The following is a 16,568-nucleotide window of genomic DNA, read 5'->3' as shown; positions in this document are numbered from 1 at the left end:
TTTCGCGTCCCTGTGCGTCATTCCCATGACGGCGAGTGCACAGCCGCAGGGGCCGCCCGCGCCGCCGCCGCCGCGCGATGCCGAAGGCGCGGCCGCGAATGCCAGGGAACTTGTCGACCCCATCCGGCGCTGCAAGCCTGCCGAGGACGGGACGATCACCGTCTGCGGCAGCGACACCGAACGCCACCGCCTGTCGCCCGAACTGCGCGCGATCGCGCGCGAGGGCCGCGAGGCGCCGCCCAAGCTGCCGCGCGCCGAGGCGCGGGCGATGAGCCTCGACAAGCTGCCCTATAATTGGGGGTCGATCGGCGGCGGCACGAAACCCGGCCCCGAATATAATGCGCTTTATGAAATGGCGAAGGAGCGCACCGACCCCGAAACAGGTGAACCCCCGGCGCCGGACGCGCCCCAGCCTTAGGGGCCTGACCCCAACTCATCTCACCGCTCCCGGTCGTCGCCGGGATGACGGTAAGAGAGTGCGGGTCAGAGCGCCAATATCGGCATGTGCATCGGCGCGCCGACGACATGGTCCGAGGCACCGAGCACCGCGAGCGCGGCATGAATGGCGCTGGCGGGGCTTTCGTGGGTGACGAGCGCGATGACGACGTCGCTGCCTTCGTCGTCGCCGCGCTGGATAAAGCTTTCGATCGATACACCGGCATCGCGCATCGCCGCCGTGATCTCGGCGAGCACGCCGATCCGGTCCTCGACGATCAGGCGGACATAATGTTTGCCGACGCGCGCGCCGACATCGGCGGCGGGCGCAGCGTCGAGCGCGTCGACGGGCATGGCAAAGGCGGGACCATATTCGTCGCGCGCGATGTCGATGATGTCGGCGACGATCGCGGAGGCGGTCGGCCCCGCGCCCGCGCCGGCGCCCTCGAAAAAGAGGCGGCCGACAAAATTGCCCTCGGCGACGACGGCGTTCAGGGCGCCGGGGACATAAGCGAGCGGATGGTCGGCGGGGACCAGGCACGGCTGCACATGCTGGTACAGGCCGTTTTCGTCGCGCTCGGCCATGCCGATCAGGCGGACGCGGTGGCCCAGCGCTTCGGCCTCGCGGATATCGGCGGCGATCAGGCCGCGAATCCCGTCGGCGGTCACTGCGCCGATGTCGAGTCGCGTCCCGAAGCAAAGCGCGGCGAGAATCGACAATTTATGCGCGGCGTCGATCCCGTCGACGTCGAAGGTCGGGTCGGCTTCGGCATAACCCTCGGCCTGCGCGGCGCTGAGCGCGTCGGCAAAGCTCGCGCCGTTCCGCTCCATTTGCGTCAGGATATAATTGCAGGTGCCGTTGAGAATCCCATAGACGCGCGCGATTTCATTCGCCGACGCGCCTTCGCGGATCGCCTTGATCACGGGGATGCCCCCCGCGACCGCGGCTTCATATTTCAGCGGCGTATCTTTCTCTTCGGCGATCGCGGCAAGCGCCAGGCCGTGATGCGCGATCATCGCCTTGTTTGCGGTAACGAGCGCCTTGCCCGCGCCGAGCGCGCGCCGGGCAAGCGTCAGCGCCGAACCGTCGGCACCGCCGATCATCTCGACGACGACATCGATGTCATCCGCTGAGACCAGCGCTTCCATATCGTCTTCCCAGCGATAGGGCGACAGGTCGACCCCGCGGTCCTTGTGCCGGTCGCGTGCCGACACCGCGACGATGTCGATCGGCCGTCCGGCACGCCGCGCGATCAGCTCGCGGTTCGCCTCGAGCAGCCGCACGACCCCGCCCCCGACCACGCCGATCCCCGCGAGCGCGACGCGCAGCGGCGGGCGGGGGGCGGTCGGGGCGGAATAAGGCGACATGATGGGACTCCACAAAAAAAGCGGCGGGACGCATCCCGCGCGGTTGCGGCCGCCCTATCGGCTTTTGCGTCCGATACAAGCCCGCTGCGTCTTATCCCTGGCGAAGCTGATCTTTATTCTGCCGGAGGCTTGCGGGTCCGTGTGCATTCGCCGAGCGCGCCCAGGATCACCGCATAGTCGGCCGCGGCCTTGCGCCGGTCGGCGGGCGCGGTGCCGGCCAGCTTGCCCAGCGGCAACTGGCGCGGCAGGCCGCAGGCAAGGCGGTACCACGCCAGCGTATCGCGCGCCGGCACCGCTGCCGATCCGTCGACGATCTCGCCGAACGCGGCGGCCCAGCGGCGCGACCCGTCGCGGGCGGTGAGGACGGTCAGCGACACGGGCTCTCCCGTGGCGGTGTTCAGGAACAATTGCGTCTCGCCCTCGCCGGGCAGCGTGCCGGGGACGTGAAATCCATTGGCGATGCCCGTGATCGCGGGCGGGGCGCCGGGCTTGACCAGTTCGGTCAGGATGCCGCGCAACTGGGCTTCGGTCGCGGCGTCCCAGGGCAGCTGTGCGTCGGGCGCGATCAGCTGGACGCTGCCCGTGCTGTTCGTTCCGGCCGCCGCGCTCGCGACGGGGCGGGCAAAGAGCAGGACCGGCTGCTTCCTTTTGAGCTTCGCCGCCTTGCCGCGCGCATCGTCGGGGAGGTCGACCAGATAGGAGATTCGCGCGGCGAGCGGCCCGGCCCCGCGAATCAGGCTGACGACGTCGGCTTCGACATAGAGTCGGGTGTGGGCCGGCGCGACTCCGGGCGCGCGTTCGGCTTTCAGCGGCGTCGCGCGGTGGACGCGTGCGTGCAGCACCATCGGGGCCGCGGTGGCGAGGTCGGCGATGTCGGCGTAGCTATAGGGGGTGGCGGCCACGGCGTCCTGTGGCGCCTGCATCGCAGAAACGGTTGAAATTCCAAAGGTTAAAGTCAAGGCGCCGGCAACGAGGGCCAAGTGGGGGAGGCGCATGATCGATCCTCTTTCCGTGATTTTCCATCAATGATGGCACCGTTGTCGGCGCCGGAAACCCCATCATGGGGCAGGGCAGATTAACCGCTGATAAAGGGTTTGCGAATGTGCCGCCACCGCGATAGGACGGGCGCGAAGTGTCCGGCCAGAACATAATATGCCGGATGCAGGGCTGTCGGGTCTGTGGATGCGCATCGGAAATCATCCGGGCATTTAGCAACCGTACCGACGGTTGGGAATTGGTGTCAGGATGATCTAGCAAGGAGCGTCGTCCCTGAATGGCTTATGGTGATAGTGTCGACCCTAAAAACAGGGTAGTGGCGATTGTCTTGGTTGGTCTGTTTACGGCAGTTCTGGGTTACGGCCTGGTGAACGGCCTGAATATCAGTATCGTCAAGAAGATCGCCGAAAAATTGGACGTGGTGGACGTGGAAGAGCCGCCGCCGCCGGAGGAGCCGCCGCCGCCGCCGCCGCCGGACAACAAGCTGCCGCCGCCGCCGCCGGTGGTGACACCGCCGTCGCCGATTCCGCCGCCGGTGACGACCAACACGGTCCAGTCGGTTCCGAAGGCACCGCCGACGCCGCCGCCGCCCGTCTTTACGCCGCCTGCGCCTCCTGCGCCGCCGGCCCCCGACCTCAGCCAGGACGGTTCGCCGCGTGGCAACCCCGGTCGCTGGGCGACGAACGACGATTATCCGGCACGCGCGATGCGTGAGGAACGCGAAGGAACGACGGGTTTCCGCGTGACCTATGGCGCCGATGGCCGCGTCACCTCATGCGACGTCACCTCGTCGAGCGGGCATTCGGATCTCGATGCCGAAACCTGCAAGCTGATTACGCGCCGCGCGCGGTTCAACCCGGGCAAGGATCGCGCGGGCAACCCGACAGGCGGCACCTACAGCAACCGTATCCGTTGGCAGATTCCGCGCTGATCGGCGCTTGGAGCCAACGACCCAGTTTAACCTGATTTATGAGTATCTTGAGAGGGAATAACCAGCATGTTTAATCTGATCGCAAGTGCCGCTGCAGCGGCGGAAAGCCACGATGTCGGCATGTCGCTGATGCCCGCGTCGATGTGCGTCAAGGAAGAAGGCACAAACCCCTACGGCATGATTCCGGCGCTGTGCGAAGGCGGCATCGTCTCGCAGCTTACCTTCCTTGTGCTGCTGATCATGTTCGTCGGCACGCTCTATATCCTGTTCACCAAGCTCTTTGAGCAGAACAAGGTGATCAGCCAGGGCAAGACCGTCGATGCCAATTTCTGGCGCGCGCCCACGCTCGCCGATGGTGCTGCAAAGCTTGAAAAGAACAGCGCCTATCGCCAGGTCGTCGAAGACGGTCTGCGCGCCAACGAAGAGCATAACAAGCTGACCGACCCCGTCGAAGCGCACGACTGGATGCACGGCACGCTCGAACGCTCGCAGAACCACATCAACTCGAAGCTCAACTCGGGCCTCGCCTTCCTCGCGACCGTGGGGTCGACCGCGCCGTTCATCGGTCTGTTCGGTACGGTTATCGGTATTCTCCGCGCGCTGGTGAAGATCGGTGCATCGGGCCAGGCGTCGATCGACACCGTTGCCGGTCCGGTTGGTGAAGCGCTCATCATGACCGCCATCGGTCTGATCGTCGCGGTTCCCGCGGTGCTCGCGTTCAACTGGCTCCAGAGCCGCAACAAGATGATCGCCCGCCGTCTGTCGATCTTCTCGAACGACGTTCTCGGCTCGATCATGTCGAACGGCCAGGTGAAGCCGGCGTCGACGACCGTGGTGAAGGCTGCTGCTCCGGCCGCGGCTCCGAAGAAGGCCTGATCCGGCTTTCGGACCCCCGCCCGCCGCGCGGTGGGCGGGGTCCGCTGGACGGCCTCTATTCGCCGTCCATGACAGATAATTTTGTGACAGGATGCTAATCCTATGGCGATGAGTGTAGGCGACAAGGGCGGCGAAGACGCCCCGATGTCCGAAATCAACACGACCCCGCTCGTGGACATCATGCTTGTGTTGCTCATCATCTTCCTCATCACGGTTCCCGTGGTGTTGGAGACGGTGGACCTCGAGCTGCCCGACGTGGTCTTTGAGCCGACGACGACGAAGCCGGAAAATGTCCTGCTGTCGATCCGTTCGGCCGACACCGACGGTGATGGAAAGCCCAACGCCGACAGCGCGGCGTGCGAAGTCTATTGGGGCCAGACCCCGGTTGATTCGCGGCAACTGCTCGAACGCGGTCAGGCGAAGCTGGAAAAGCTGCTCGAAGATATCGGCGGTCCCCAGAACATCACCGAAGAAAACTTCCCCGAAGTGCATATCCGCGGCGACGTCAACACGCCGTACCAGTGCATCGGCGGCGTGATCTATACGATGCAATATGCCGGCTTCCAGAAGATCGGGTTCATTTCGGAACCGGCTGCTGGCTCGGCTACGGTGGGCCGCCTCTAAGGCGGCTCGCCCAGATATGAAGGAATAAGCCTATGTCCATGGCTGTTGGAGATCGGGACGATAATGAACCGATGATGGACATGAACACGACGCCGCTCATCGACGTCATGCTCGTGCTTCTCATCATGTTCATCATCACCATCCCGGTCCAGACCCACGCGGTGAAGATCGACCTTCCGATTCCGAACAACGACGCGAGCAACGTCGACCCGGAAAAGAACAAGGTGATGATCGATCCCGCCGGGACGATCACCTGGAACGGAACGCCGGTCGACCTTGCGCAGCTTGCGCAATATCTGGAACAGACCAAGGCGCTGCCGGTCGAACCCGAACTGCAGGTCCAACCCGATCCCTTCGCACGCTACATCGTCGTCGACAATGTCATGGCGGTGATCAAGCGCAGCGGCGTCGGCAAGCTCGGCTTCGTCGGCAACGAACAATATGCCCGCGTCTTCTGATCGCTGATCGGAAGCCGTCAGGCAAGACAGGGGGCCGCGAAGCAATTCGCGGCCCCTTTGCTTTGGCTCGGAACAAGGTCTGAAACCCTCCGATTGCGGCGATGCGCCTTCCCGTGCCGCAGGCATGGGGACGGGGGCCGCCGCCGCGAGCGGTTGTGGAGGGGCCTCTTGCGCCGACGGCGCGGGCGACACTCGCTCATCTTTGCGGTGGCAGCAGCGCCGTCAATGCGCGCTCGATCATCTCGGCTGCCGCATCGGCACCGAAACTCGTCGCATCGAGCGACAGTTCGAGCCACAGCCCGTCGACCATCGCGGTGAGCAGGATCGCCAGCCGCCCCGCGTCGGCCGCGTCGCACGCGGTCAGCAGATCGGTCAGCCGCGCGCGATAACCGGCATAACTGTTCGCGTGAATGTCGGCCATGCGCGCGTCGCTCCGCGCCAGCGCCCAGAAGGCCGTCCATGCACCGAGCAGTTCGGGGTCCGTCACCGGCGGTCGAAAGCTTGCGGTCAGATATGCCGACAGCCGTGTGCGGGGATCGCGGCCCGCCGCTGCCACCGCGTCCGCGAAAACCCTGTCCATCCGGTCGCTCGTTGCCTGATAGGTCGCGGCGACCAGATCGTCGATGCCGTCGAAATAATGGCGCAGCAGCCCAGGCGAGACCCCCGCCTTTTTGCAGATCGCGCGAACATTGGTCCCGGCGAGCCCCGTTTGGGCCAGACACGCCGCGGTCGCATCGATCAGGGCCGCGCGGCGGGCATCGGCGCTCTCGCGCGTAAAGGCTTGGCGAACGGCAGTCATATTGTTATACAAATGTACAACAAGGATGGGCTCATGGCAACGCTGCGCGACACCTTCGACAACATCGACCCGCTCGACGGCTGGTCGCTCCCGGCATGGACCTATAGCGACCCGGATTTTTATGCGGCCGAAATGGCGCGCATCTTTCGCCCCAGCTGGCAGGTCGTCTGCCACGACAGCGACATTGCGAACGCCGGTGACTGGCACAGCATCGATTATTGTGGTGAAAGCGTCATCCTGGTGCGCGGAACCGACCGCGCCGTTCGTGCCTTTACCAACGTCTGCCGCCACCGCGGCTCGCGCCTGGTCGACGGCGCGGCGGGGTGCGCGAAGAAGCTTGTCTGCCCCTATCATGCCTGGACGTACGAACTCGATGGCCGGTTGACGGGGGTGCCCGATTCGGCGAGCTATCCGACGCTCGACAAGAGCCGGGCGGGGCTGGTGGCGGTCGAGGCCGAGCAATGGCGCGGCTTCTGGTTCGTCCGCCTCGACGACGACGACGGCCCGTCGGTCGCGCATATGATGGCCCCCTATGAAGCGATGGTCGAACCCTATCGCTTCGACGAACTCGGCGCGCTCGGCCGTGTCACGCTCCGCCCGCGCGAGGTCAACTGGAAGAATGTCGGCGACAATTATTCGGACGGGCTGCATATCCCCGTAGCCCACCCCGGCCTCACCCGCCTGTTCGGCAAAAGCTATGGTGTCGAGGCGGAGGACCGTGTCGATCGCATGTGGGGCGACCTGGTCGATCGTCCGTCGGCGAACTGGTCCGAGCGTCTGTATCAGCGGTTGTTGCCACCCGTCCCGCACCTTCCCGCCAACCGGCAGCGACACTGGCTCTATTTCAAGCTGTGGCCCAATGTCGCCTTCGACATCTATCCCGATCAGGTCGATTTCATGCAGTGGCTGCCGATGGGTCCGACAAGCTGTCTGATCCGCGAAATCAGCTATGTCCTCCCCGACGACCGGCGGGAGATGCGCGCCGCGCGCTATCTCAACTGGCGCATCAATCGCCAGGTCAATGCCGAGGACACCGCGCTGATCACCCGCGTGCAGCAGGGCATGGCGTCGAAGAGCTTTTCGACGGGCCCGCTCAGCGACAAGGAAGTCTGCCTCAAGCATTTCTGCGCGCGGATGCGCGAGATCATCCCCGAAGCCCGGCTGGAACATGCGCCCGCCGCCGGTTGGAGCAAAGTATGACCAAAGCATATGATGCGCTGATTATCGGCGCCGGCCACAACGGCCTCGTCTGCGCCTTCTATCTTGCGAAAGCGGGACTGAAGGTCTGCATCGTCGAGGCGCGCGACGTCGTCGGCGGCGCCGCCGTGACCGAGGAGTTCGCGCCGGGCTTCCGCAATTCGGTCGCGAGCTACACCGTCAGCCTGCTCCAGCCGAAGGTGATCGCGGACATGAAGCTCGCCGGCCATGGCTATCGCGTGATCGAGCGGCCGATCAGCAATTTCCTGCCGCAGGACGCCAACGATTCTGGGGCAGGTTATCTGAAGCTCGGCGGCGGGCTCGATCGCACGCAGGCCGAATTCCGCAAATTCAGCGCGCGCGATGCCGAGACGCTGCCCGGCTATTATGACGCGCTCGAAAATGTCGCCGAACTTCTCCGCGACCTGGCGCTGCGTGTCCCGCCCAATGTCGGCGAGGGGCTGCGCACGCTTGTGGATGGCGCGCGGCAGGGGCGGCGCTTCGCGGGTCTCAGCCTCGAACAGCAGCGCGACGTCCTCGACCTGTTCACCAAATCGGCGCGCACGATGCTGGATAGCTGGTTCGAAAGCGAGGCGGTCAAGGCGGCCTTCGGTTTCGATGCGGTCGTCGGCAATTATGCGAGCCCCGACACGCCGGGCAGCGCCTATGTCCTCCTCCACCATGTCTTTGGCGAGGTAAACGGCAAGAAGGGCGCGTGGGGCCACAGCGTCGGCGGCATGGGCCGGATCACCGAGATCATGGCGAAAGTCTGCCGCGATCATGGCGTCGATATCCGTCTTGAGAGCCCGGTGGCGAAAGTGCTCGTCGACGGCGGCAAGGCGGTCGGCGTCAAGCTCGCCGGCGGAGAAGAGATCGCCGCGGCGCGCGTGATCGCCAATGTCGGCCCCAAGCTGCTTTACGAACGCTTGATGGATGCGAGCGATCTGCCCGCCGACTTCGTACGCCGGATCAAGGGCTTCAAGGCAGGAAGCGGCACTTTCCGCATGAATGTCGCGCTGAGCGAACTGCCAAAATTCAGCTGCCTTCCGGAACCCGGCGAGCATCACCAGTCGGGGATCATCCTCGCGCCGACGCTCGATTATATGGACCGCGCCTTCCTCGACGCAAAGGCGCACGGCTGGTCGAAGGCACCGATCGTCGAGATGCTGATCCCCTCGACCGTCGACGACAGCCTGGCGCCCGCGGGCGCCCACGTCGCCAGCCTCTTCTGCCAGCAATTCGCCCCCGAACTCCCCGACGGACGCGACTGGGACGATGAAGAAGAAGCGGCGGCCGACTGCATCATCGACACGGTTGAAAAATATGCGCCGGGTTTCCGCGCGAGCATCATCGCCCAGACGCGCCTGTCGCCCAAAGGGCTCGAACGCAAATTCGGCCTCGTCGGCGGCGACATCATGCACGGCAATATGAGCCTCGACCAGCTGTGGGCCGCGCGCCCCGTGCTCGGCAACGGCGGCTACCGCGGGCCGGTGAAGGGGCTTTATATGTGCGGCGCAGGCACGCATCCCGGCGGCGGCGTCACCGGCGCGCCGGGGCATAATGCTGCGCAGGTGATTCTACGCGACCGGGGGCTCTTCGCGCCGCGCTGGCGCTGACAGGCGGGTCCAGACGTAAAGCGGCAACCCCGCCGCCATCAGCACGATACTGAGCGCGCTCACGCCCAGCCCTGCACCCCACAGCGTCCACAGCGCATAGGCAAGGCCGACCAGCGCCACCGGGACCGCGACGCGCAGCCGGAGCGCGGCGGCGGCGCAAGCGAGGTAGAGCCAGAGCGTCACCGAGGTCGAGAGCACCGCCATGAAGGTGAACATCTCGCTCGTCGACTTATTGTTGTTGAGGATCACGCAGCCGGTGGCGATCGCGCTCGACAGCAGCAGCGCCGCGGCGGGTGTGCCGTGACGATTCTGGCGCGCCCACCAGGCGGGCAGCAGACCCTGCCGCGCCAGCGTCGCGGGCAGTTCGGCCTGGATCAGCGTCCAGCCGTTCAGCGTACCGAGCGCGCTCACCGCGGCAAAGGCGGCGATGAACAGTGCCGGCTCGCGCGCCCACCAGGTTTCGACAAACAGCGAGAAGGGCGCCTGTGACCGGGCAACCTCGGCCGCGGGCAGCATCAGCGCGATCGCCGAACAGACGATGAGATATAATATGCCCGTCGCGAGCGTGCCGATGATCGTCGCGCGCGGGATAGTGACCGCCGGATTGTCGACCTTGTCGGCGGCGACACTCGCCGATTCAAAGCCGAGCAGCGCCCACAGGGTCAGGATCGCCGACCCGCTCACCGCCGCGAGCGACAGCCCTTCGGCGGGAAAGGGGGTGAGCGCGACCGGCTCGCTGCGGCCGAAGGCGACGGGGATCAGGACGATGACGGTGACGAGCGGGATCAGCTTGATCAGCATCGTCGCGATCTGGAACTGCCCCGCCGCGCGCGCGCCGCGCCAGTTGATCGCGGTCACGATCCAGATCAGCGCGATCGTCGACAGCGCCATATGCTGTCCCAGCACGGGGACGAACAGGCTGAGGAAGCTCACCGCCGCGACCGCCAGCGTGACGTTCGCAGTCCACACCGACACCCAATAGGCCCAACCGATCATAAAGCTGGGGATGCGGCCAAAGGCGCGCTCGACGAACCCGGTCGGCCCGCCCGCGTCGGGGTGGGCGACGGTCAGCCGCGCGAGAACGAAGGCGAGCGCGAGCGCGCCCCCGATCGTGATCGCCCAGCCGGCGACGCCGTTCCAGCCGAAGGGCGCGAGGCTGGCCGGGAGCAGGAAGACCCCCGATCCGATCATATTGCCCATGACGAGCGCGATCGCCATCGAAAGGCCGAGCTTGCGGCGCGGCCCTTCGTCGCGATTGGCGGGCGCAGTCACCCGGTCAGAAGTCCTTGGCTACCTTGATCCCGATCAGTCGCGGGCGGATGACATTGTCGTAAAAGACGCCGCCCGTGTTGCTGATCCCGTCGGGGTCGCCGCAGATCGATTCGCCGCACTGGACCGCGCTGTTGATGACGCCGTTGCTGTTGAACAAGTTGGTCGCAAAGGCCTCGGCGCTCCATCCCTCGCCCTTGACCCCGATGCTGAGGTCGGCGGTGGTATAGGCCTTGAAATTGCCGACGATGCCGTTCTCGAACGGCCTGAGGTCGGACCGCCGCTTGCCGACATGGTTCACCGCGAACTGGACGTGCGCGTTCATGTCGCCCATCGGCCATTCGTAGCGTGCGACGGCATTGCCCTTGAACTTCGCGGTGACGGGCAGGCGCGATCCGCGCGGCGCGAGTGTGTCGTTCATCTCGTTCGGCTGATCGATCGCGCCGCTGTCGTCGAAATCGACGTCGATCGAGCAGTCAAAATCGGCGTTGGCGATGCGGCAGAAATCGCGGCGGATCGTTGCATCATTGTAGCTGCCGCCGAGGCTGAGCGTGAAGCCGCCCTGACGGTAGCTCAGGTCCGCCTCGATCCCGCGAATGCGCGCGATGCCCGCGTTGCGGATTTCGGTCAGCCCGTTCGCGCCGAGGAAGGACAGCTGGATATTGTTCCAATCCTCCTGATAAATGGCGCCGTTGAAGCGCACCGGACCAAAGCTGGTTTTCCAGCCGAATTCATAATTGTCGAGCGTGTCGGGACCATAGGGCGGCAAGTTACCGCGTCGGTTGATGCCGCCGGGGCGGAAGCCGCGCGACCAGGTGCCATAGACCATGACATCGTCGGTGATCTTGTAGGTCAGGTTCAGCTTGTGGATGAAATCGGTGTCGCTCGTGCTCTTGTCGAGGTTGGTGCACGGCGATCCCGAAACGACCGGCCCCGCAAAACAGGCCGCCTCGCCCGTGCGGCTCGAAAAGCCCGCCGAATAGCCGAAAAATCCGACCAGGCTGTTGTCGAATTTGTACACGCGCCCGCCGCCCGTCAGCGTCAGCTTGTCGGTGATGTCGAAACTGATTTCGCCGAACGCCGCATAGTCGCGGTCGATGCGCAGCTGCTTGGTCAGCCAGATATTGCTGTCGGTCCCGGTAACGGTGATCGAATCGGCAATATCGTCGATAATGTAATTCTGTTCGATATTGTGCGACTGACGCTGCCAGAACAGCCCGCCGATAAAGCGGATGCGCGCGTCGGCGGGGGAGGCGATGCGCAGTTCGGCAAAGCTGCGCTTATAGCGGTCGACACCCTGGATATATTGGTTCGGATTTACCAGGTCGCCGTTGTTGTCATAAAAATAGGCGCCATAGCCATAGAGTGCGTCATAGAAATAGGCATAGTCCGAATAGTCGCTCTCGGTCGTTGTCTTGCGCCGCAGATGCCCGCCGGTCGCGGTCAGATCCCAGCTGCCGATCTTGCCCTCGATCGTCAGCGCCGCCTGGATCCATTTGTCGTCGCTGCGTTCCGGGTTATATTGCACCGTCTGCAACTTGCGCGTCACCGCGGTCGAGCGCTCCTGTGCAAAGCTGCCATTCGCCTTCTGCACCTGTCCCATCAGTGTCGGGCGCACCGTCCAGTCGTCGTCGAGGTCGATGCCGAGCGCAAGGCGCGCGCCATAGGTGTCGACGTCGTTATAATCCTTTTCGACGAATGCGGCATTGTCCTGCGTGATCCCGCTCGACGGATAGGTGCGGCTGCCCGCGATATTGTCGATATAACCCGCATCGTGGCGATACCAGCCGACGAGGCGCAGCGCGGCGCGCTCGCCGAGCGGGGCGTTGACGAAACCTTCGGCGACGCCGCCGATGCCGCCGCGCGTCACACTGTTGAGTTCGAGCCCCAGCGAGCCATAGGTGCCGCTGGTGTCGGGCTGGTTGGTGACGAGCTTGATCGTGCCCGCCATCGAGCTCGCGCCATAGAGCGTGCCCTGCGGCCCCGCGAGCGCCTCGACGCGCGCAAGGTCATAGGCGTGGATGTCGAGCGCGCCCTGAATCGTCGTGATCGGCATTTCGTCCAAATAAGTGCCGACCGTCGGCAGCGATGCCGAATGGTTGGCATTCTCCCCCGACGCAACGCCGCGGAAATAGATCTGACTGAACCCCGGCGCGAGCGTCTGGATCGTCACCGACGGCAGGAATTTGACGACGTCCTGAAATTCCTTGACCTGCAATTCGCCCAGCCGTTCGTTGCCGATCGCGGTGATCGCCAGCGGGACGTCCTGCAGATTTTCCGCGCGCTTCGATGCCGTGACGACAATATCGCTGTCGCCGCCGGTATTGACGGCCTGCTGTGCCAGCGCCGTTCCCGACGTACAAATCATGGTGGTGCCGAGCAGCATGGCGCCGTTCCGCGTCAGCAATGCTTTCATGTTCCGCATAATGGCCCCCTATTGACATTTATATGACGGAGAATGACGCCGCGCCGTCCCAGCGCAAGTCCAGTTCGTCGGTGCGCTTGCCCGCTGGTCGAAAATGTCGCGAGATGTTGCCCAAAGGCAACGAATTCAGCTTGCGATGCCGCGATACGCGTCGGGAATTGCCGGATAGGCGCTCAGAACCGGGCCCAGCGCGTCCTCAAGCGGCCCCAGCCATTCGGCATAGGGTTGCCATTGGCCGACGCCGTCGCGGTTGATCGGGCGGCGGACCTGCTCGCTCGACGCGGTGCGCACCGCGCGCGCATTGGCGTGGAACGCCATGCACTCCTCCTCGAACGGCTGGCCGAGGAAAGCGAGCATCGCGCGCACTTCGGCTTCGGGATCGTCCAGCAGCGCCTCGTGAATCACGCGGTGCACGCGCCCCGGCTGCACGTCATCGAGATGCGCCATCAACCGCACATAGTCGCGGTAATAGGCGCCCATGTCGGACAGGCGATAGCTGAACGCCTGTCCCTTGGCGAAATGCTGCCGAAAGTTCGACCAGCAGCAATCGAGCGGGTGGCGCCGGGCGTCGATGATTTTCGCGTTGGGCAGGATCAGCCGGATCAACGGCACGTACAGCCAGTTGTTCGGCAGCTTGTCGATATAGAAGGGCTTGGCGGTTTTGCGCTGCACCGCGGTGCGGCGCAGAAAGGCGGCGCCCATTTCGGCGAGCGCGTCGGGGGGCGCTTCGGCGAGCGCGGCGACCCAATGACGGCCTTCGCCTTTCGCCTCGCGGCCAAGGCCGAGCGCGATCGCGGGGATGTCGGGCAGCTCCATCGTCCCCTCGATCGCCGAATGGCTCGCCAAGATCTGTTCGATCAGCGTCGATCCCGCGCGCGGCATACCCAGGATGAACACGGGATCGGGGCTGGGGTCGCCCTGTCCTGCGCGTTCGGCAAAAAAACCGGCGGTGCAGGTCGCGATTGCGGCATCCACCACCGCGCGTGTGTCGGCGGTATCATAGCCAAGTTGGCCCGCGCGGATCGCGTTGCCCGCTTCATAATGGCGAAACGCCGCCCCATGGTCGCGCGCATCGTCATAGGCCTTGCCGAGCGCGAAATGCAGGTGCAGCCGGTCGTCCTCGCGCGCGGCATCGGCTGGGTCGGCCGCGGTGAGCGCCGCCTCCATTGCCTGCCGGTCCGCTTCCGCGAAACGAACCGTCTTGAGATTGGCGAGGCTCCACCAGATTTCGCCCAAGCCCGGCTCGGCATCAAGCCCGCGGCGATAGGCGGCGATGCTGTCGTCCTGTCGCCCGACGGTTTTCAGCATATGGCCGTAGCTCATCCAGAGCTTTGCATGGCCGGGAAAGCGCTCGACGAGCGCGGCATAGAGCGCGATCGCTTCGTCATAACCGCCGATCCGCCCGAGCGCGGCGGCCTTGAGGTTCGCGTGCGCCGGGTTGTCGGGATCGCCCGCCATTACCGCGTCGAGCGCTTCGACCGCTTCGGCATAACGATTCTGCTTATACAGCGCGGTCGCCAGATTGGCGCGCGCCGCGCCGAAACCCGGTGCGAGGTCCAGCGCCCGTGACAGCAGCTTTTCGGCATCGCCATAGCGGCCGATCCGCCCCGCGACTTCGGCGAGCATACGGATCGCCGCGATGTCGGTCGGATCGTCCCTCAGCCGCGCGCGCAGCGCCGCTTCGGCATCGGGCAGGCGGTTTTCGGCGAGCGCCAGCGCTGCATCGATCATCGCTTCGTCATGGACGGCGGCGCCGACCGCGGCGAGCGCGGCGTCGGCGGCTTCGCCTTTGCGGCCGAGCCGCCGCAGCGCTTCGGCCGCGATCCGGTGCGCCGCCGCCGATGTCGGCACCGCGGCGACGATCGCGCGCGCCTGTTCGAGCGCGGCAGCGGGCTCGCCATTCAGCAGCCGGCGGGCGTTGGCGAGTGCCGCGTCATGCGTGACCGTCGCCAATGCCGTGCCTCAGCTCGCGCTTCGGGCTTTGGCGACGGCCTGCCGCAAAACGTCATAGCCGACCTGCCCTTGCAGCAACTGATCGCCGACGATCCAGGTCGGCGTGGCGTTGAGCTGGAGCTGGGTCGCGATCGCCATATTGCTGTCGATCTCGCGTTGGAACAATGCCTCGTTCGCGGTCGCGTCGGCGCTGCCGTCGGTGACGACGCCGGCGCGCGCGGCCGCGGCGGCAATCGCGTCGGGGCCGAGCGAGCTGGCGGCGAACATCGCGTGGTGGAAGGCGTCATATTTGCCCTGCCGCGCGGCGGCGAGCGCCATGATCGCGGCGTCGCGGCTTTGCGGCGCGATGATCGGCAATTCGCGGAACACGACCTTCAGCCGCTTGTCCTCGCGCAGCAGCCGGTCGACGTCGGGCACGCTCGCGCGGCAGAAACCGCAGGCATAGTCGGTGAACACCACCATCGTGACGTCGCCGTCGGCGTTGCCCGCCCACGCGCCGGCATAGGGTTTTTCGAGCGCAGGGCGCACGGCGTCGATGGCTCTCGCAATTTCGCGGCCGCGCTGCGCTTCCAAGGCTTCGGGAATGATCTGCGGATTTGCCTTGATATAATCGGCGACGACGGTTTCGACCTCGCTCTTGCTCAGCCCGCCGCCCAGGCGCCCGCCGAGCCAGAAGGCCAGCGCGAGCAGCAGGACGCCGCCCCCCACGAACGCCCAGAGACGCATCGAGCCACCCCCCATGTCTGTCCCCTTCCATTCGGGTAGCCGACCCGTCGTCGTGGCTTTGTTACGTGTCGCTGGTTTTCCCGGCAATGGCGAACGGTCATCCCCGTCCATTATGCCCGCCGCCGCGCGATCGGCGGCTTTGGGCTCCGGTTCTGCAACCGGAGGCAAGGCGGCTTCGGCGGCAAACAGCGGCAGGTCGGGCGCGGCCGGCGCCCTCGCTTCGACTTCGGCTTTCTCGCGCGCCAGCAATTGATCGAGTCCCGATGGCGGCGGCACCAATTCCTCGCGCGGCGCCGGGCGCAGCTTCGTTGCGGCTTCGCCCAATTGTTCGCGCAGGCTGTCGCTGCCCGCCTTGGCGATGTCGGCAACCCCCGCCCTGGTCTTTCCGGCGACCGCACCAAGCCCGCGCCCCGCGTCATTCGAAAGCTTTCGTGCCTTGTCGGCGAGCGCCAGCTTCGCCCAGGCGGCCGAGCCGGCCTGTGCGGCGGCGCGACCCGCGCGCGCCGATCCACGCCCCGCCGCGCGCCCGGCGCTTGCGGTCGCGGCGCCCGCGCGCGCAGTCGCTTCGCGCAAACGGCGCGGGATTTCCATCGCCTCGACCCGCGCGGGGATGTCGGCGCGTTCGCCGACGCGGATCGTCCAGTCGGCAAAGGCTTCCGCGGCGCTTCTAGCGCCGTCCCATAGCCGCGCCGCGCCCGCCCGGATCGCTTCGGGCTTCATCAGCGGTTCGCCGCGCGGCTTTTCGGGGCGGCTGTATCGTGTCAGGTCGATACCGACCGGCGGTTCTTCCGCGGGCTTCGCCAATCCTTCGCCCGGCTGCGGGCTGCCCATACCGGGCGTCGGCGTCGGGTCGCGCAACCACGGCTGATAATATTCGTCTTTATTCTCTGTCACT

Annotated in this window: 14 protein-coding genes; 7 read left to right on the top strand and 7 right to left on the bottom strand. The window is 65.7% G+C overall.

All coding sequences use genetic code 11. The features are described from left to right. Nucleotides 1-25 precede the first annotated feature (25 nt). On the top strand, nucleotides 26-418 hold the full coding sequence (locus RIA72_RS14245) for a hypothetical protein (protein ID WP_350032719.1): 393 nt from the start codon (nucleotides 26-28) through the stop codon (nucleotides 416-418). Nucleotides 419-483: 65 nt separating this feature from the next. Here the strand turns inward: RIA72_RS14245 and RIA72_RS14240 are convergent, their stop codons facing one another. Both RIA72_RS14240 and RIA72_RS14235 read right to left on the bottom strand, forming a co-directional pair. Further along, the gene (locus RIA72_RS14240) at nucleotides 484-1,803 is read right to left on the bottom strand and encodes a homoserine dehydrogenase (protein WP_350032718.1); all 1,320 of its coding nucleotides are present in this window, start codon (nucleotides 1,801-1,803) and stop codon (nucleotides 484-486) included. Nucleotides 1,804-1,916: 113 nt separating this feature from the next. Further along, nucleotides 1,917-2,705 (bottom strand): hypothetical protein, encoded by a 789-nt coding sequence (locus RIA72_RS14235; RefSeq protein ID WP_350032717.1) that lies wholly within the window; start codon nucleotides 2,703-2,705, stop codon nucleotides 1,917-1,919. A 371-nt stretch (nucleotides 2,706-3,076) separates the two neighbouring features. On the opposite strand from RIA72_RS14235, the gene RIA72_RS14230 reads away from it, so the two are divergent. From RIA72_RS14230 to RIA72_RS14215, 4 genes are all read left to right on the top strand, one after another. Continuing rightward, a complete protein-coding gene (locus tag RIA72_RS14230) occupies nucleotides 3,077-3,730 on the top strand; it encodes an energy transducer TonB (RefSeq protein ID WP_350032716.1) in 654 nt (217 codons plus the stop codon). A 66-nt stretch (nucleotides 3,731-3,796) separates the two neighbouring features. Continuing rightward, complete coding sequence (locus RIA72_RS14225; RefSeq protein ID WP_502957959.1) at nucleotides 3,797-4,606, top strand: MotA/TolQ/ExbB proton channel family protein; 810 nt, start codon at nucleotides 3,797-3,799, stop codon at nucleotides 4,604-4,606. Nucleotides 4,607-4,708: 102 nt separating this feature from the next. Next, the gene (locus RIA72_RS14220) at nucleotides 4,709-5,230 is read left to right on the top strand and encodes an ExbD/TolR family protein (RefSeq protein ID WP_350032715.1); all 522 of its coding nucleotides are present in this window, start codon (nucleotides 4,709-4,711) and stop codon (nucleotides 5,228-5,230) included. A gap of 32 nt (nucleotides 5,231-5,262) precedes the next feature. Beyond that, nucleotides 5,263-5,688 carry an ExbD/TolR family protein gene (locus tag RIA72_RS14215; protein WP_350032714.1) on the top strand — a complete coding sequence of 142 codons (426 nt, stop codon included), beginning with the start codon at nucleotides 5,263-5,265 and terminating at the stop codon, nucleotides 5,686-5,688. 196 nt (nucleotides 5,689-5,884) lie between these two features. On the opposite strand, the gene RIA72_RS14210 is transcribed toward RIA72_RS14215, so the two are convergent. Beyond that, the gene (locus tag RIA72_RS14210; protein WP_350032713.1) at nucleotides 5,885-6,487 is read right to left on the bottom strand and encodes a TetR family transcriptional regulator C-terminal domain-containing protein; all 603 of its coding nucleotides are present in this window, start codon (nucleotides 6,485-6,487) and stop codon (nucleotides 5,885-5,887) included. A gap of 33 nt (nucleotides 6,488-6,520) precedes the next feature. Between RIA72_RS14210 and RIA72_RS14205 the strand changes: the two genes are divergently transcribed. Together RIA72_RS14205 and RIA72_RS14200 are read left to right on the top strand one after the other, a co-directional pair. Further along, entirely contained in the window at nucleotides 6,521-7,687 is a 1,167-nt protein-coding gene (locus tag RIA72_RS14205; protein WP_350032712.1) for an aromatic ring-hydroxylating oxygenase subunit alpha, read from the top strand. Further along, nucleotides 7,684-9,300, top strand: coding sequence for a phytoene desaturase family protein (locus tag RIA72_RS14200; RefSeq protein WP_350032711.1), 1,617 nt, complete (start codon nucleotides 7,684-7,686; stop codon nucleotides 9,298-9,300). The genes RIA72_RS14205 and RIA72_RS14200 overlap by 4 nt, the downstream gene beginning before the upstream one ends. On the opposite strand, the gene RIA72_RS14195 is transcribed toward RIA72_RS14200, so the two are convergent. From RIA72_RS14195 to RIA72_RS14180, 4 genes are all read right to left on the bottom strand, one after another. After that, complete coding sequence (locus RIA72_RS14195) at nucleotides 9,262-10,572, bottom strand: amino acid permease (protein ID WP_350032710.1); 1,311 nt, start codon at nucleotides 10,570-10,572, stop codon at nucleotides 9,262-9,264. The genes RIA72_RS14200 and RIA72_RS14195 overlap by 39 nt on opposite strands. Nucleotides 10,573-10,576: 4 nt before the next feature. Further along, nucleotides 10,577-12,994: a TonB-dependent receptor gene (locus RIA72_RS14190; RefSeq protein ID WP_350032709.1), complete on the bottom strand. Its 2,418-nt coding sequence runs from the start codon at nucleotides 12,992-12,994 to the stop codon at nucleotides 10,577-10,579. Nucleotides 12,995-13,120: 126 nt separating this feature from the next. After that, complete coding sequence (locus tag RIA72_RS14185; protein WP_350032708.1) at nucleotides 13,121-14,947, bottom strand: tetratricopeptide repeat-containing sulfotransferase family protein; 1,827 nt, start codon at nucleotides 14,945-14,947, stop codon at nucleotides 13,121-13,123. A 9-nt stretch (nucleotides 14,948-14,956) separates the two neighbouring features. Next, on the bottom strand, nucleotides 14,957-16,567 hold the full coding sequence (locus tag RIA72_RS14180; protein WP_350032707.1) for a thioredoxin domain-containing protein: 1,611 nt from the start codon (nucleotides 16,565-16,567) through the stop codon (nucleotides 14,957-14,959). Nucleotide 16,568: the final 1 nt, after the last annotated feature.

This window comes from Sphingopyxis sp. (assembly GCF_040216815.1).
Taxonomy (GTDB): Bacteria; Pseudomonadota; Alphaproteobacteria; order Sphingomonadales; family Sphingomonadaceae; genus Sphingopyxis.
This window is presented reverse-complemented; position numbering and strand designations above follow the sequence as displayed.

Coding starts and splice junctions, on each gene's coding strand:
- RIA72_RS14205 (WP_350032712.1), top strand. CDS start 6,521: ATGGCAACGCTGCGCGACACCTTCGACAACATCGACCCGCTCGACGGC.
- RIA72_RS14245 (WP_350032719.1), top strand. CDS start 26: ATGACGGCGAGTGCACAGCCGCAGGGGCCGCCCGCGCCGCCGCCGCCG.
- RIA72_RS14190 (WP_350032709.1), bottom strand. CDS start 12,994: ATGCGGAACATGAAAGCATTGCTGACGCGGAACGGCGCCATGCTGCTC.
- RIA72_RS14215 (WP_350032714.1), top strand. CDS start 5,263: ATGTCCATGGCTGTTGGAGATCGGGACGATAATGAACCGATGATGGAC.
- RIA72_RS14220 (WP_350032715.1), top strand. CDS start 4,709: ATGGCGATGAGTGTAGGCGACAAGGGCGGCGAAGACGCCCCGATGTCC.
- RIA72_RS14230 (WP_350032716.1), top strand. CDS start 3,077: ATGGCTTATGGTGATAGTGTCGACCCTAAAAACAGGGTAGTGGCGATT.
- RIA72_RS14200 (WP_350032711.1), top strand. CDS start 7,684: ATGACCAAAGCATATGATGCGCTGATTATCGGCGCCGGCCACAACGGC.
- RIA72_RS14240 (WP_350032718.1), bottom strand. CDS start 1,803: ATGTCGCCTTATTCCGCCCCGACCGCCCCCCGCCCGCCGCTGCGCGTC.
- RIA72_RS14225 (WP_502957959.1), top strand. CDS start 3,797: ATGTTTAATCTGATCGCAAGTGCCGCTGCAGCGGCGGAAAGCCACGAT.
- RIA72_RS14210 (WP_350032713.1), bottom strand. CDS start 6,487: ATGACTGCCGTTCGCCAAGCCTTTACGCGCGAGAGCGCCGATGCCCGC.